The organism is Nocardia sp. NPDC059229, assembly GCF_042754165.1.
Taxonomy (GTDB): Bacteria; Actinomycetota; Actinomycetes; order Mycobacteriales; family Mycobacteriaceae; genus Nocardia.
The window spans coordinates 212,368-227,407 of record NZ_JBHZAK010000003.1; the positions used below are offsets into that span (position 1 = coordinate 212,368).

General features: G+C 63.5%; 5 protein-coding genes. 1 reads left to right on the forward strand and 4 read right to left on the reverse strand.

The features are described 5' to 3' along the window. Window positions 1-3 precede the first annotated feature (3 nt). The 4 genes from ACFXHE_RS09855 to ACFXHE_RS09870 all read right to left on the reverse strand — a co-directional run bounded on the left by ACFXHE_RS09855 (window position 4) and on the right by ACFXHE_RS09870 (window position 13,632). Window positions 4-11,511: an ADP-ribosyltransferase gene (locus ACFXHE_RS09855; RefSeq protein ID WP_379381651.1), complete on the reverse strand. Its 11,508-nt coding sequence runs from the start codon at window positions 11,509-11,511 to the stop codon at window positions 4-6. A 48-nt stretch (window positions 11,512-11,559) separates the two neighbouring features. Beyond that, a complete protein-coding gene (locus ACFXHE_RS09860) occupies window positions 11,560-12,075 on the reverse strand; it encodes a YbaB/EbfC family nucleoid-associated protein (RefSeq protein ID WP_379381653.1) in 516 nt (171 codons plus the stop codon). Window positions 12,076-12,091: 16 nt separating this feature from the next. Beyond that, window positions 12,092-12,412: a hypothetical protein gene (locus ACFXHE_RS09865; RefSeq protein ID WP_379381655.1), complete on the reverse strand. Its 321-nt coding sequence runs from the start codon at window positions 12,410-12,412 to the stop codon at window positions 12,092-12,094. An 83-nt stretch (window positions 12,413-12,495) separates the two neighbouring features. Then, on the reverse strand, window positions 12,496-13,632 hold the full coding sequence (locus ACFXHE_RS09870) for a hypothetical protein (RefSeq protein ID WP_379381657.1): 1,137 nt from the start codon (window positions 13,630-13,632) through the stop codon (window positions 12,496-12,498). A gap of 173 nt (window positions 13,633-13,805) precedes the next feature. Between ACFXHE_RS09870 and ACFXHE_RS09875 the strand changes: the two genes are divergently transcribed. After that, window positions 13,806-14,981 carry a hypothetical protein gene (locus ACFXHE_RS09875; RefSeq protein WP_379381659.1) on the forward strand — a complete coding sequence of 392 codons (1,176 nt, stop codon included), beginning with the start codon at window positions 13,806-13,808 and terminating at the stop codon, window positions 14,979-14,981. Window positions 14,982-15,040: the final 59 nt, after the last annotated feature.

Genomic DNA, 15,040 nt, shown 5'->3' on the forward strand with positions numbered 1-15,040 from the left:
TTGTCATGGCGTCGCCGTGGTTGTGGGCCCGGTTGATCCGACGATCTGGAGCTCGATGATGTGACCCGTCGTTTTGTCAGGAAACACATGTGGGGTCACGTTTTCGATTCGCACGACCATACCGCCTGGCAACAGCAGCTCGCGGCCACGATTTGGTGGATCTTTGTAGTGCAGTCCGTCGGCGAAGTCGGAGATGTCATAGGCCACGCCACCCCGGATCTTGAACAGGATGTTCTCCCTCGGCGTCCCCCACCACGTCCCGTCGACCTCACTGGCCACCGAGCTGAACGCCTCCCAGTCGATGACGGCACCTTTGGTGTACTTCGCGAGGAAGGCGGGTAGCTCCCCGGGCTGGACGGACAGTGATCGGTACAGCTCGGGCACTGTGGCCGGAGGGAGCTTGCTCAGGGAGTCATTGACCGCTTGCTGCAGTTCGGCGACGGAGTCGACGTCCGTATCGGTGCGCAGTCGGCGGTTGAGGTCCTCATAGTAGAGCTTGGTTGTGTACAGGTCGATGACGAGTACGTCGCCATGGGGAATGCCGTACTGGCGGGCCAGGCCCTCGAGGTCGGGCAGGTAGCGCTGGCGGCTGCGGTCGTTGTGGTTGTCGACGATGTACTGCACGGCGACCTCCCTGCTCACGCCGAACTTCTCCAGTGCGTGGATCAGCTTGTCCGGCACGATCGCGTCGACCTCGGTGAAGGTGACGTCGCGACGCGGCACCGCGTCCGGGTCGGCGTGCTCACCGCGCAGCGGCAGCCCCTCGTTGTCGGTACGCGCAGGCGGAGGACGCCGCAGACCGGTATCGTCGGCCACCGCGTTTACATCGAGGCCCGCCTCGGTCATCAACGCCCGTCGTTGCATGGCCGGACCGTCGTTGCGCAGGACCTCTTTGCCCTCCCGCAGCACACCCGCGTCCTCCAGCTCGGTACGCAGCTTCGCCTTGGTGGCCGTCGGGTCGACACCGGGTCGGTTCAGGTCATCGCGGAGCCCCTCGATGCGCTCGATGTGCTCGACGTCGGCGCGGGTGAGTTCCCGTGCCGGACTGCCAGAGGTCAGCGAGTCACGGCCGCCTGTGCGGAGCCGCGCCGCGTCGCGAACCTCCTGCGCGTGGTCGTCGATGTGTCGATCGCGCGCGCCGACGGGATCGAGGTCGTTCTTGTGTTCGTCGTGTGTTCCCGGGGCGAATCCGTCGTCTGCCGCACGGGTTTTGGTGCCGTCGGGGTGGTGGGTTTCCCATTCGCCGTCGGGTGGGATGCGGGGGCGGCGGGTGCCGTCTGGGTGGGATTCCGCGGTACTGGTGTAGAGACGGCCTTGGGTGTCGGACCAGGCGGGTTTGGTGAGGGCCAGGACGTCTACGTCGAGGTGTGCGGCGAGGCGTGCGGCGAAGCCGTTGGCGCCGGCGTCGCAGCCGACGAGACGGATGGGCTTCGAACCGTCCCAACCTGATTGGCGGAGGAGGTCGCCGAATTCTTCGGGGGTGTAGACCTTTCCGTTGATGTGAGCGTTGCCGTCCTTGTCGATGTGGACATCGGCGGTGAAGTGATGGGGGTCCTCGGGGATCAGCCCGGCCAGGTCGGACAGGGCCGTGTCGTCGGGGTGGAAGGACACACCGGCGTCGGTCTCGGTGGCGAGGTGTTCGGTGCCCGGCCGGTCCGAGTGGGGGTCGCGGTGTGGGTTGTCGTGGCCGGGGGCGTTCTCGGTGCCGCGATCGCCTGAAAGATCCTCGTGCCCACTGCGATCGGCCGGTGTCTCACGGATGGGTGCATGTTCGCTGGACTCGTATAGGAAGACGCGTGTCTTACCGAACAAGCCTGAGTTCGGGTCCTCGATCACGCCGCGCACCTCGAAGGTGGTGCCCGGCTTGAACAACACCTCCTGCTCGCCCGGCCGTGCGGAGATGGCGCTGATATCGCGACCCGACTCCGAGTGGACGATGAATTCGACGTTGCTGGTGAAGATTCGGCGAGGATCTCGAGAGGAGCTGGTGAAGGCGGCCTCGGTTACCTTCGCTCCGGGAACGTAGCGGGCGAGCTGCTCAGGAGTGAGATGCGTTCCACGCCAAACGGTGCCGTCGTACGCCGGCAGCCTCTCGAGTCCCGATGCGATATCGGCAGCGAGCTTCTGCTGCGCCGGATCGAGTTCGAGTTCGTTGCGCAGGCGGTGATTCAGATCGCTGAATACGTCGGCATCGGGATCGGTGTACCGGTGTATCGCCGATTGCTCATCATGGGTGAGTTCCGTCGCAGTACGGTCCGCATCGGGAATCGCATTGTCTGCCTGAGCATCCCGATCATCGGTGTGCGGATTGTCGTTGGAGTGTTCATCGTGTGGTTCGGCGGTTTGGTTTGCAGCCTGCTCTTCGGTGTGCGGCTGTTCACTGGTCTCGTGGCCTGCAGCCTCCGGGCTGGACTTGCCATGAACCGCGGCGAGGTCTTCCAGACTCGGCAGCAGATGCTCATGGTTCTGCTGAAGATACTTCGCGAGTGCGGCGTCGTGCTGGTCGAACAACCGCCACGGTGTTTCCCAGTTCTGCTGGTCGCGCAGTCCGAGCTTGTCGACGAGATCGCCGAGTTTCACACGTAGCCGAGGCAATTCGGCTGTGCGTGCGAGATCGCTGTGGGCCGCGAAGATGTCGTTGATGTGACCCCGGAGCTCCTCGAGGCGATTCTTCAGGTGCTGGGTCAGTGTCGCGGGCCGGTCCGAATCGACATGGGGCCGGCCGGCGCCCTCGTTGGCATGCTCCGCGGATTTCGGCTCCGGACGGGTGGGAGTCGGAGACTCCTCCGCGACCGGCTGCACACCTTCCTCGGCGGGCTTGGCTTCCGTCTCGCCGGTTTTGACTTCCGGCTCCGCGGGTTCGGGTTTCAGCGGCGAGTGCTGTTTCGACTCAACCGCATCAACCCAGGCGGGGCCGAGCTCACGATTGTTCGGCAGCAGTTTCGCTTTGATCAGATAGTCGGCGCCCGCCGCATTCGATCCGGTCGGTTCGGCTATGACATCGGTGATGACATACGGTGTTTGCCGCCCGACCAGAAGCTCGCCCTCCCAGGGGTACGAACTCTCTCGGCCCAGCCAGACAGCGGGTGTTCCTTCCGGAATCTCGAGTTCCAGGACGTAGCGCGGAGATCCCGGCGGTGTCGCGCCGAGCGTGGTCGACAGGTAGCCCTCGTCGGTTTGGACCGTGCCCTCGAGCTGCATCGGATCTCGGCCACCGAGCAACTCACCGTCCTGGCCGCGCATGAATTCGACGGATTTGATACTGCGCACGGCGACAAGGTTTTCGGGCACCGGCTGAGAGGTCGCACGGTCGAGCGTAGCGACGTAGTTCCGGATCGAATCGAGCGTCGGCTCGCCGCCGAGCTGCCGCTGCATCTTCTCGTAGTGCGATGCATCCTTCCAGATGCTTTCCAGCACACCCTGCCGGTACGGGTCGTTGAGGATTTCGTCGAGGAGCTCCCGATTCCGTTCGATGGCCGCACGCTGCTCTTCGGAAAGATCCGGTCGATTGACGTGCGCTTCGAGTTTGTCGGCGTCCGGTGCGAAGCGCCCACCGAAGACCTCTTTCATCGCATCGCGCTGTAGCAAAGCATTCGCCTGCTTGTCCAGCTCGTGCTGTGGATTCTCCATCCGGAGCAGATCATTGACGGACGAATTCCATGAGTAGCTGCGCAGACTCTCGAGCTCGTCGTGCGGCAACGCATCTCGGATCGGGCCGAGTTCGGTTTCGCCGTACTCCCGACCGTTGTCGTTGTTCTCGAACCGGCGGAACTTCTCCTCCGACGACGGCTCTGCGTCGGTTTCATGCGGATCGTAAGACAACGCCTCGCCGGGAACATCGTGCTCGGCCGTGGTCTTCGGCTCCGTGTGGGATCGCGCGGGTGCTTCCTCGGACGGAGGTAGTAGGTCATGGCTGTAGTTCGCAAGGTAGTCAGCCAGTTCGGAGTCGTGTTCGTGGAACAGCCGCCATGCGTTGGATTGGGTCTCGGGGTTGCGTAGGCCGAGGTCGTCGAAACGGGTGGCCATTTCCTGGCGTAACTGCGGCAGCTCGTCGGCTCGAGCCGGATCGCCGAATGCCTTTACGACCTGCTTCGTGCTGTTGCGTAGTTCTTCGAAGTTGTCGCGCAGCTCTGGCGTCAGCTTCGTGGGGTGCGATGTGACGTCAGGTTTTGCCTCGACCGGATCTGGTTGAGAGTGCTCGTGGGGTGTGTCGTGCGCATCCCCGAGGTGGATGGCCCTGACGTTCTCGGGATTCTCTGGCCCGGTGAGTCTTTCGCTGACCTGCTCGACGAATGCCTTCTTGTCGACGGCATCGAGCCCGGAGTTGGTGTAGTCGCGCCAGAGTTGCGCGGCTTCATCGGGATGGAGACCGGCTTGCTCGATGAGATCGGCCAGCTGCCGTACCTGCGCCTTGTCGCCCCGGCGGACGAAGGAATCGAGGACGTCGTGCAGGTCCGGATCGACCCTGCCGTCGTTGCCGATCCAGGATCGGATCTGCTCCACATAGTTGTCGTGCCCGGCCTGCAATACGGGCCGGGGATCCAGTCCCGCAGCGCGCATTTCGGCGATCCTGTGGGCGATCTGCGCAACCGGGACCAGCGCGATTCGCTTGGCGGCCTCGCGAACCAGTGGATCGGTGAAGCGCTCGTGAATGGTGTCCGGGTTCAAGCCTTCCAGCGGATCCGTGTCGTGCCGCTGCAATTGCTGCTCGGGCAGGCCGTCCGGTCCGATCCCGCGCGGGCTGTCCAGTGGCCCGTGCATGATTTCCTCGATCGAGCCCAGCGCATCCTGATGGGAGAAGGTCAAGCTGGGATCGGCGGGCAGTTCGCGAACGGGAAGGCCCTTGTTGCTTCGCCCCGCATCGAGGTCGAGAGCGTATCCCTGCTTGGTGCCGGGGTGCGCGTCCGCCGGGGATTCGGCGAAGAACATGTAATGGCCCTCGAAGCGAGTCTCGGGATAGACGGCGCTCAGCAGCTCCTGAACGGTTCCCTTGTAACTCGTGTCCACCAGGGCGATTTCGCTACCGGGCTCGCCGACCGGGATACCGAGATCGCGAAAGTATTCCGTCAAACGGTGATACGCGTCCTCGATCGATTCGGGGCGGACCTTGCTTGCCGCACCCCGGAACTCGTCTATTTCGGGGAACCTGTGGCCGGAGTTGTTCTCCAGGTCCTGGACGGCAGTTTCGACGACCGCCCGAGACAACGTGACCTCGTGCCCGTGATCGTGGACGAACTGCGGATCGAGATGGGTCATGGCGGTGGCGAGGCTGTGTCCGTCTCTGCCGACGAAGACCACCTTCAGGTTCGGGTTTTCCGCGACCTGCGCCTTCAAGCTGGTCAACATGTCATCGGCAACCTTGACGATGAAGGGAGCGATGTGATCGTGGGATGCCTGGTATATGTCGGTGAGTGCCTGCCGCTGTGCCGGATCCGTGATCTCGAGCCACTTGCACAGACTGTCGACCGCCGTTGCTCCGTCGTGTTGCTCGATAACGGGTAGCTCATCGGAGTGGAGGGCTAGCGCCTCATCGACATACTGGTCGACCTTTGCTGGTGTCTCTCCCTTGGTCTGATGGTCCCCAGGGTGGGTGGCGTGGGGTTCTCCTCCATCCGGTGTGTGAGGCGAGATGTTCCGCTGTGGGGGGCCTCCCACAGCGGGGTGGGTTTCCAGGCCATCAACGGGGACGACGTATCCACGATCGTTCAATGGGCCGCCGCGCGGATACTCGCCGGGCGGGAGGTCGAGCACACCTTCATCGGTGAAGAACCGGACTTGGCCGTCGCGGCTCACCACTGCCTCGATATGGGTGGACTTCTTGTTCTCGACGTCCGTCCGCATGCTGTCGGTATTGAATCCGAGTCTGCGTTCGTGCTCGGAAGGCGGTCCAGGCAGCCGATCTTCAGGATGCGTGTGCAGAATGAACCGGTACCCGGCGAGATCCTCGGGGATCTTGCTGGAGGTCTGCTTGCCACGGAACAGACGCAGGTCGCCGTCCTTGTTCTGGACAATCGCGTGCTCATAGCCCGAGAACTGTTGCAGCTCAGCGAGATGGTCTGCATTCACCTCACCGGGGCGGAGCGGAATGTGCTCGGCTTCGGCGAGCGCATTCACCAAATGCTTTGCCTTCGGCGAGAGTTCGTCGAAGGAGATCTGCCCGCCTTCCATCCGGGAGTTGCCCTTGTAGTGGGTGGCCATTTCCCGTGAGTCGTCGCCGGACGGGGTGGTGTCCGGGTGCGATGCTTCCGGTTCGGGTTTGCCGGATGCAGAAGGCTTTTCAGCGGGATGGTTTGTAGTGCTGACGATTTCGGCGGCGCGCGCCGAGTGCTCGACGGGCGGTTCGGTCCGGGCCTCCGTTACCTGCTGTGGGCGCTCCAGCACCGGCGTAGTTTCGGGGTGGCCGGTCAGAGGGGTGTCGGGCTTGCCGTCGACCTTGTCTGTCGGCTGGACTGGCTCGGATCCCTCAGGGGGTGCGCCCTTCCCGTTGGTGTCGGCCGCCGGCTCGACCGTCTGCTTCGGACTCTCGTCCCGGAGTTTCGCCGGCTCTTCCTCCGACTTGGGCTCTCGGGTTGGCGGCTCTTCTCGGGATTCGACGTGATCGACCGGATGAACGTCCTCCGGGACCGGCTTATCTTTGACACGGCCCGGTTCACGTTCGGAGACAATGTCTTCTGGATGCGCGGGCGTGGAGCGTTCCGGGTCAGCTCCGGGTTCTCGCTTGATCGGGTCGGGTTCCAGTTCGTTCGGGCGACGGCCGTTCTCCCCGCCGAGTTCCTCGGCCAGTCCTTTCTTGGTCGCCTCCCAGAACTGCTCGTTGTAATGCCGCTGCAATTCCGCTTGCAGCGCAGACTCCTCCGGCGTCGCCAGTCGGCCTTCTTGTTCCGCAAGGGCTTCCAGGTCACGGCGCACCTCGTATAAGGCGTGCTCGTGTACCGCGACCTCGTCGACGTGGCTCAAATGCACGCGGAGTTCGGCGATATGCCCGTTGGGCATCCGGACCTTCATTTGCAGATCGCGGTAGCCGGATGGCTGGGGGCTGGCGAATCGGTCCTTGAACGAGACGATCTCGACTCGGGGGTCGGCGGCGATCTTCTCGAGAGCGTTGTACACATCCGAGACCCGGTCGAAGACGATCTTCGCGCCCACCAGGTCGGTGAGCTGAGACACGTCGCCCTTGTACTCGCGAATCTTGTCCCAGGCTCTGGCTTCGTCCTTCGGCTCGGTTCGCCAGCCTGGTTCGCCGGCATCGCCCGCGATATCGGACACGAGGTCGTTCAGCGCCCGCTGTGTTTCCGGCCAGAGGTCGTACTGCTTTTGGAGGAATTCACGCTGATACTCGGGGTCGTTGCGGCGCTTCGGATCGAAGCCGGGCTGCCGCTCATCGGCGATGCCCTTGTCGCTCAGCGAATCACGGACCTCCGCGGATACCGCCCGCTGCTCGGGGGTGAGCGGCGTCTCCACGATGTCGATGGGGTCCGAAACACAGGCTTCTGGGCCGCGCTCGGCGACCCTCCCGAGTGCGTCGCGCAGGATCGGCACACCTTCTTCGGGATGAAGGAGCACCGCGGCGAGCGCCTTGGGCCGTTCGAGTAGTGAACGCTCCAGGAACGGGCTGTCCCGAACGGCCTGCGCCAGATCCGAGTGTTGTGGCAGGCGGTCTCGAATGACATCGCTCACCGGTGTCTCGACACCGTCGATTGTGGTCGTGAGTCCGTGCTCGTCGGCCCGTGCTAACGCCTCCGAAAGACGAGATTCGGTTAGGTAGTGGTCGACATCGCGCAATGGCGCCGGATGCGAGGCAGGGTCGTCTAGTACTCGCGGGTCAGGTGCTCCGGCCAGGTCGCGTGCTGTCGGTTGGCGATCACCCAGCCCATCGCCTGCCGGGCTGGTTCCGGGATTCCGGCCACGTTCGTCCGATAATTCAGGGTTTCCTTGTTCACGATCAGCTGGAGTTCCGTGGTCGGTTCCGGCGGTTCGGCCAGGGACTCCGCGGTTACCCGATACTCGATCTCGGTCTGATCCTCCCGTGTCCGTTGGATGTTCAGTTTCCAACGGTGCGGATAAATCTGTCCGCCCCCCACCATCGGCTCGCCGGTCCGAATCGATTGGTCGTACATCTCGCCCCAGATGATCGGGGGTCTCGCGCTGCCGTAGCCCGTCACCACTCCCGTCCGAGCGTTCACTATGCAGCAGCCCCCCGTTCCCGGAGTCTGCCTCGCTTCGGCCTGCTCCGCTGGAGTCAGCGGCATCCAGCAGACCCATGCGAACTCGGTCTGGTAGATGTTGACTTCCCGGTTCTGCGGGAAGATGTGAGCCTGTCGGAGGTACTCCTCCACCTGTTCCCTGGTGCGTAGCTCCTGCACCTGTGATGCCTCCATTCGGATCGATAGCCGTGAAAGACAACGACGCCGAGCCCAGCTGCATGTCCAGCGGCGGTTTGTCCGACATTGTCCCCACCTGGGGGTCCCACCACACCGGACCCGATGCGCCACGCGGATAGACGACTACCGTTGCGTGAGACCCGTCGAGTGCCGGTGTTCCATCAGGTTCATACAGGAGATTGCCGTTGGCATCGCGGGCATGCCAGGTATTGACGACCAGAGCAGCGGACAATTCCCCCCGCTGACTGATGTGGTCATGAAGCCAAGCGAATTGGTCGACAACAGGTGTCGAGCTGTTGAGAGGCCACCCCAGCTCGTGAGCTCCCAGCCAGTATCTCGCTCGATTCAGCCCACGGTGTTCGCCCAGGGCATTGAACTCTCCATTGGGCAGCTTGTCATCGAAACGCGGAAGACCGACTTGCGGATCGCCGTAGAACGACGACAAGGCTGAAAGGCTCTGGTCGAGGCAGTTGTATCGGCGGACGTCGACATGTGGACCGCCATCATTGATCAGCTTGCCGTATGGATTCGTGCGTGGGTCCGCTCCAACCAGAAATCGGTCGCCATCGCGGAGCGCGTCCTCCACATCCCACTGGTATTGGGCGTGCTCCAGGTTGTCCAGCCTGCGGGGCCCGATGGTTCGTGTCTCGGGCAGGCCGGCAAGGGCGTTGTCGGTGTTGGCATGTGCGATGTCATTGCTGATGTGCCGCAGATCGATGTCCGTCAGCGGATGGTCGTCTTTCGACAGTCCGAGGTGTTCGCGGAGTCGCTCGGCGAGTACATCCGACGGGGTGTCGCGATTCAAGACATGCGGGTCCGCATTTTCGTGTGGGTTGCCGACAGTCGCTTTCAGATGGGCGTCGGTGGGGTTGTCGACGAATTCGAGCTCTACTCGAAGACGGTCGCCACTGAGCAATCTCTCGCCGGTGTTGAAAGCGCGGTCGCTGGCGCTGTGCAACTGGTCGACGATCTCGCGCAGATGTTCCGGTGGCACACTGTCGATTTCGTCGAGACGCACCTTGATTGTGAGCGTCGTCAGCTTCTCGTCGGGGCCGTAACTGAAGCGCCGTGCCTCGTATGCCGGTGCGGAGGTGGGTGATCCGCCATCACGTGGGGTGACGTCGGTCGGCTTCGCGGCCTCAGCGTTCTGTTCTTTGTAGAAGTCCTCGAACTCCGCCTTCGCCTTGGCGATGGTGGGATCTGATTCGACGCCGGTGACCTTGTCGATCCGGTTGCGCACCTCGAGCGGACGCTCCGTGCCCGGATGCTGCATCGGGGTGACAATCAGCGCCGGTGCGTCCGGTTCGGACTTGTCGTGCTCCGAAGGGTGATCCGGTCCGGTACTACTCGGATCTTCCTTTGGCGTTCGATGATCGCCGCTCAGCGGCTGCGTACCCGGATCCTGTGGTTTCCCGTTCTGTGGCTCGGACGGGTTGGCCGATTGATCCGGAGTGCCGGGTCTTCCATCCGTCGGGGAGCGGTCCGCGATCGGTTCCGGGTGGTCGGTACGCGGCGCGGTGTCGCTGGGGGTCGCGCGGGTGGGTGTGCCGTTGTCTGTTGGGACGTCGGTCCGGGTCGGTGCTACATCGACCGGGCGCGTCGCGGCCGGTTGCGCGGCGGGCTCGGCGCGCACCGAGGGTTCCGCCGCGCGGCCTTCCGGCGTCCGTGCGGTGGGGGCGGGTGCGGGCTTGTCCTGCGCGCCCGCAACGAGATTCGACTTCTGGTCGACGGGGGCGACATTGGCCGCTCGCGCCGGGCTTTCGGCCGTCGGACGAGCAGGTGTGGCGTCCTTGGGGGTGACGGATTCGCCGGGACGGTCGCTCGGGGTGAGCGGTCGTGTTCCGTTGTCTGCGACCTTGGTCCCGGTATCGGCGGGCCGAGCCGGGGCGTCTGTTGTCCGGCCGGTGGTATCGGCCGGACGGCTGTGGTCGACCGGAGCAGAGCGGGATTGGTCTACCGCCTGCGGAGTCGTATTCGTCGGTGCGGCACGGTGTTCGGTGTCGGTGGCGAGATCGGACTTGGCCGGTTGCTGTCCGTTCTCGCGAGCGCTCGTGTCGGTCGCTGCGGCGGGACTCTCGTGTGCCGGGTTCGTATCCGGTGTGAGCTTGGTTTGCACGTCGGCCGGAACACCCTTTGCCAGTGAACCGCCCGGATCCCCGGTACTGGAAGCTCCGCCATGTTCCTTGACCCCCGCCTTGACGCCATCCAGGCCGCCCATGGCGAGACCGCCCGCGAGCATTTGCGGACTCAGGGATTTGTCGACGTCGTGCCAGTTCCCCTTGTCGTAGAACTGAACTCCCAACCCCGCCCCGTACATGCCGAAGGCGCCCGAAAGACCGCCGACGCCACTGGATACGACACCTCCGAGCCGCGTGGACAGCCCAGGTAGTGCCCGTTTGAGCGCCGCGTCCGCCAGCATGTGGCCGGGCCCGCTGGCCAAACCGCCTACGCCCCATTCGATACCGGTCGTGAACGTCTGTTTCAGGTCGAAGCCGTCGTCCCGGTGCCCCATCCCAAGCTGAATCGCCTGAATACTGGCGTCGAGACCCACGCCCATTCCGGTGGCGATCGCGGCGCCCTTGCCGATCTGGAGGGCGGCCGGTGCGATCCGCTTGGCCAGCGGAACGACGATCTCTTTCGACATCGGCTTCGCCAGCGATTCGAGTGCGGCTCGGCTGGCAAGCGCGGCAATGCGTTTCATCATCGATTCCGCGAAGACCGCCAGGCCTTCCCGGGCGATGGCGAGATACGCGGGGACCAGGACCTCGCCGTACAGCGAGACCATGAGAGATCCCACTGTCCACAGCGTGAGAAGCGCGAAGGCTTCTTCCTGCATCTTGGTGTATTCGATCGTGGTCGCCGTGGCACGAGTGTCGTGTCCCAGCGAATGCAGGTTCGATACCAGTTTCTGGATCGAATAGTCCTTGCCGTCGAACAGCGTGGCGAATTCTTCGGAGATTTTGGTCGCGCCGTCGCCGACGTAGTACTGCGGGACTTTGCCGGTGACCGATCTCAGTTCGGGTTCGAGGTTCTCGAGTTGGCTCGCCGCCTTGTTCCAGGCATCGCCGAGCGAGAACAGCGCCTCCTCATCACCTTTCGGATAAGCCATTCCGAAATTGAGGGCCTGCATGAGCCAGCCCGGCAGAAAGTCTCCGCCCGCAGTCCACCCCGACACGTGTCACCACTCGGGAGCGGAAATGCTCGATCGATTGCGCGCTCGAGCGTCGTGTTCCCAGTCCTCGACATCGGTGAACTGCGGCGCCGATCCGTCCGGGGCGTCGCGCTCGGGCGATCCGGGAGGCGCGGTCGAGACTTCGGGAGGGGTCGGGATCATCGCCTGGATATCGGGCATGGCGGGGAAGAACTCGGACATGGCGGGCATACGCGCCTGGTCGCGCTGCAAAGCCGCCATGATCTCCTGCGACTTCTGCCGCACCTGGGCCGCCGCCTCCTGGGTGGCGGTGGTCACTGCGGCCGCGATCTCGGAGAAGGGGAGATCGTCGACGTCATCGCTGAATTCGGTCTTGATCACCACCCCGTCGGCATTCACGGTGATGGTCACCCGGCGCCCACCTGCCTGCGCGGTCGCGGTCAGGCGCGCACGTTCCTCCTGAGCCCGTGCGACCGACGCGAAGCCGCCCTGCACCATCTCGAGCAGTTCGGCCAGCCGTGATTTCTCCGCCTCGTTTGCCATACCCGGTCGATGCCGCTCAGTACTTGAAAGCGTCGGCGTTGTTAGCTTCGGTGGTCTCCAGGGACGTAGCGCCATCCCTGAGACCGGTCGAATACTCGCGCAGCCGTTTGGCTTTGGATTTCAGGACATCCTCGAGATTGGCCGATCGTTTGATATAGCCACTGTCCCCATCGGCGAACGGTCTGCCGTATTCGTCTTCACCCCAGCATCCGTCATGGGCTTTCGAGGCGGCGTCGACAGCGGCCAGGATCGCATCGATCTGTGTGGATACGCCATCGAGCCCGTCTGCGGTCGAACGCATTCCGGCCACCTCGACCTTGACCTTGTCCGCAGTCATGCCAACCCCCCGATGTACTGGTACCGACCAATGCTCTGATGATCATATACGGCTCGGGCGAGCGACCCGATGGTGAAGTGTGGTCAGTCGGGCTGTGCTGCAACCGAACTCGCGATCCCGGCGAGCACCAGCTGGTAATAGGCGTCATGTGTCTCGAATGCGTCATCGCCGAGCCCACGCATCAGTAGTGGCCGCGTCACCTGGTAGGTCTCGGCCGCCGATACCAGATTCGAAATGTCCCCGTTGCCAGTGGTACCGAGTGCTTGCGCGATCATCTCGGCGGTGATCTTGCTGGTCCAGATGCCGGGCAGAGCTACGCCGACGGCCGTCGGATCCGGTGATTCGCCTTGGTACCAGGTATTTCCGTCCCACCAATAGCAGAACGACAGCAAACCATTGGCCGCCCGCGGACTCAGGACTGGATCGGCTACCCAGTCGGGAGCCCCCCGATAGAGAAGCGGCATCGCGGCACCGTGGTTGTACACGGCATCCAATTCCGCAGCGTTCCACACTCCGCCGGATAAGACCGCCCGGCCTCCAGGCAGCCGGTGCAGCGTCGCACCGCTGCGTTTGGATCCTTCGAACCAGCCCACCGCCGGCGCGATTCGCGGTCCCCACTGAGAGTTCGCCGCCACGAACGCGGCGGAGATCGCGGCCCAGCGAGCCCACATCAGTGGGAAGGGCGGTAACGCTGTCACTGTGGAGTTCGCGGTGACGCCAGCGGCAAGGTCCGCTTGTGCCTGAGCAACAGCCATTTTCGGTGTCCGAACCTGGCGGCCTCGATGCCCGACGTAAGCGGCGAGCCACACAGGGAGGGTTCTGCGGGGATATGTCTGCAGATCCGCTCGATACGCGGCGGCAGGAAAGAGGTGATCATCGGGGAAAGGTTCGGCGCCGTAGTCGTAGTCGACAGTTGCCTCGGTGTTCGTCAGCGACACCGAAAACCGCCACCACGGTCCATCGCCGGCACCCGCGGACCGATGACGATGCTCCCGCAACAGCTCGACCACCCGTGCCGACGGCCGCGCGGGAACCGCCCGCTCATCGTCGGACAGAATGAGCTGCGCCGCTTCGTCACTCACAGTGAACGCGAACGCCGCATCCAGCCGTTTCCAGGTCGGTGCGAGCAACCGTGTCAGCTCAGCGGTGATCTCCGTCTCCAATTCGCGAGGCGGGCGCACCACCGTCTGCGATTCATCAGGCAGGCGTGGAAAACTCACGAGTGCTCCTCCCTGGCCATGTGACGCCACACGCCGGAGAAGACTAGGCGACCGCGGCCAGGTGGCGCATCCGGCCTGAGCGCAGTGGCGAGTTCAGCGACCCTCGATGGGTGGTCCAGGTGGTTTCACATGCGTTATCGTGCCGGGCAGAACACGATTGATAGGGGGGATCGATGGAACAGTCGCAACAGCCTTTGCCGAATGAGGCGATCTCCGGCATACCACTGGAAGTGACCGTAGTGTCGGACGCTGACACCACCCGGCGCTTGAGCCGAGTTCTGGCCCTGGCGCGATTGCGCTCCCCATACACCTGGGGTTTCGTGCTTCTGCTTCCGCTGATCCTGATGTCCCGCCGCTTCATAGAGATCTTCATCGCGGCCAACTCGCCCGGCTGGAGCGTCTCGGGACTGCTTCTGTCCTACGTCGTTCTAGTGGCTATCGCGGCTATCATGGGCCTGCTGGCCACCGGCATCCAGATGCTCAAGCGCAATGCGAGCATCGCGGCCTATACATCCCCCGGCACCCCGATATCAGCCCGCTTCCACCAGGATTCGCTGGAGCTGATTCTGATGACCGGTACTACTACGATCCCGTACAGCCAGGTCAAGGACCTGTTCGCAATCGGCGATGGAATGTTCCTTCGAGAGCAGGGCACCCGCGGCCTCGCCCTACCGAGTGAACTTTTCCCAGAGCAGGCACTCAGTGCGGTCTTCCAGCAGCCGAGCGGCAAGCTTCCCACTGGCCCGATTGGGATGACCTCGAAGGGGAAGCGCAACTTCATAATCGCCGGTGTGGCTGTCGCTGTGGCTGTGGTCGTAGCCGTAGTGGTCGTTGCGAATGTCGGAAATAATGGGGCCGGCGGCGGGGCTCAGACGGGCGCGATCTCAGAGCAGGGCTCCAGCACCGCTACGGAGAGCCTTGCGGCACTGCCCTTTCCATGTGTGCTGACCGAGGCGCAGAAAAGACAATTCGGCTTCGATATGCAGTCCGAGCACGAGGACGGGCCGAAGCAGCGGAGATGCGACTGGGACATGAAGGACTACCTTGCTGCTGACTATGACTCACGCCCGTATCAGTCCGCTACAGCATTGATGCGCACCGAACATAGCCCCGGATATGAAAAAGTACCTGCGCCAAAGCATATTCAAGTTGGCAATTCGGTCGACGGCGAAGAGTACCTGATGGCTGACAGCGGCACAGACGCCCTGTGCATCGTGGTATGGCCGACCTCGTTCGGGTTCGTTCATCTCGAGGTGCGTGTTCACAACACCAAGGGCGCCAACGAGGGCGAACTGTGCAAGCATGCAGAAGATTTGGCGGGAACACTGCTGTCGGACCTTCCGCGATGATCGCAACACCTGTCGAACACTAAATGAAGGCTGCAACAGTTGAGGAAGAGGGGAGGTCG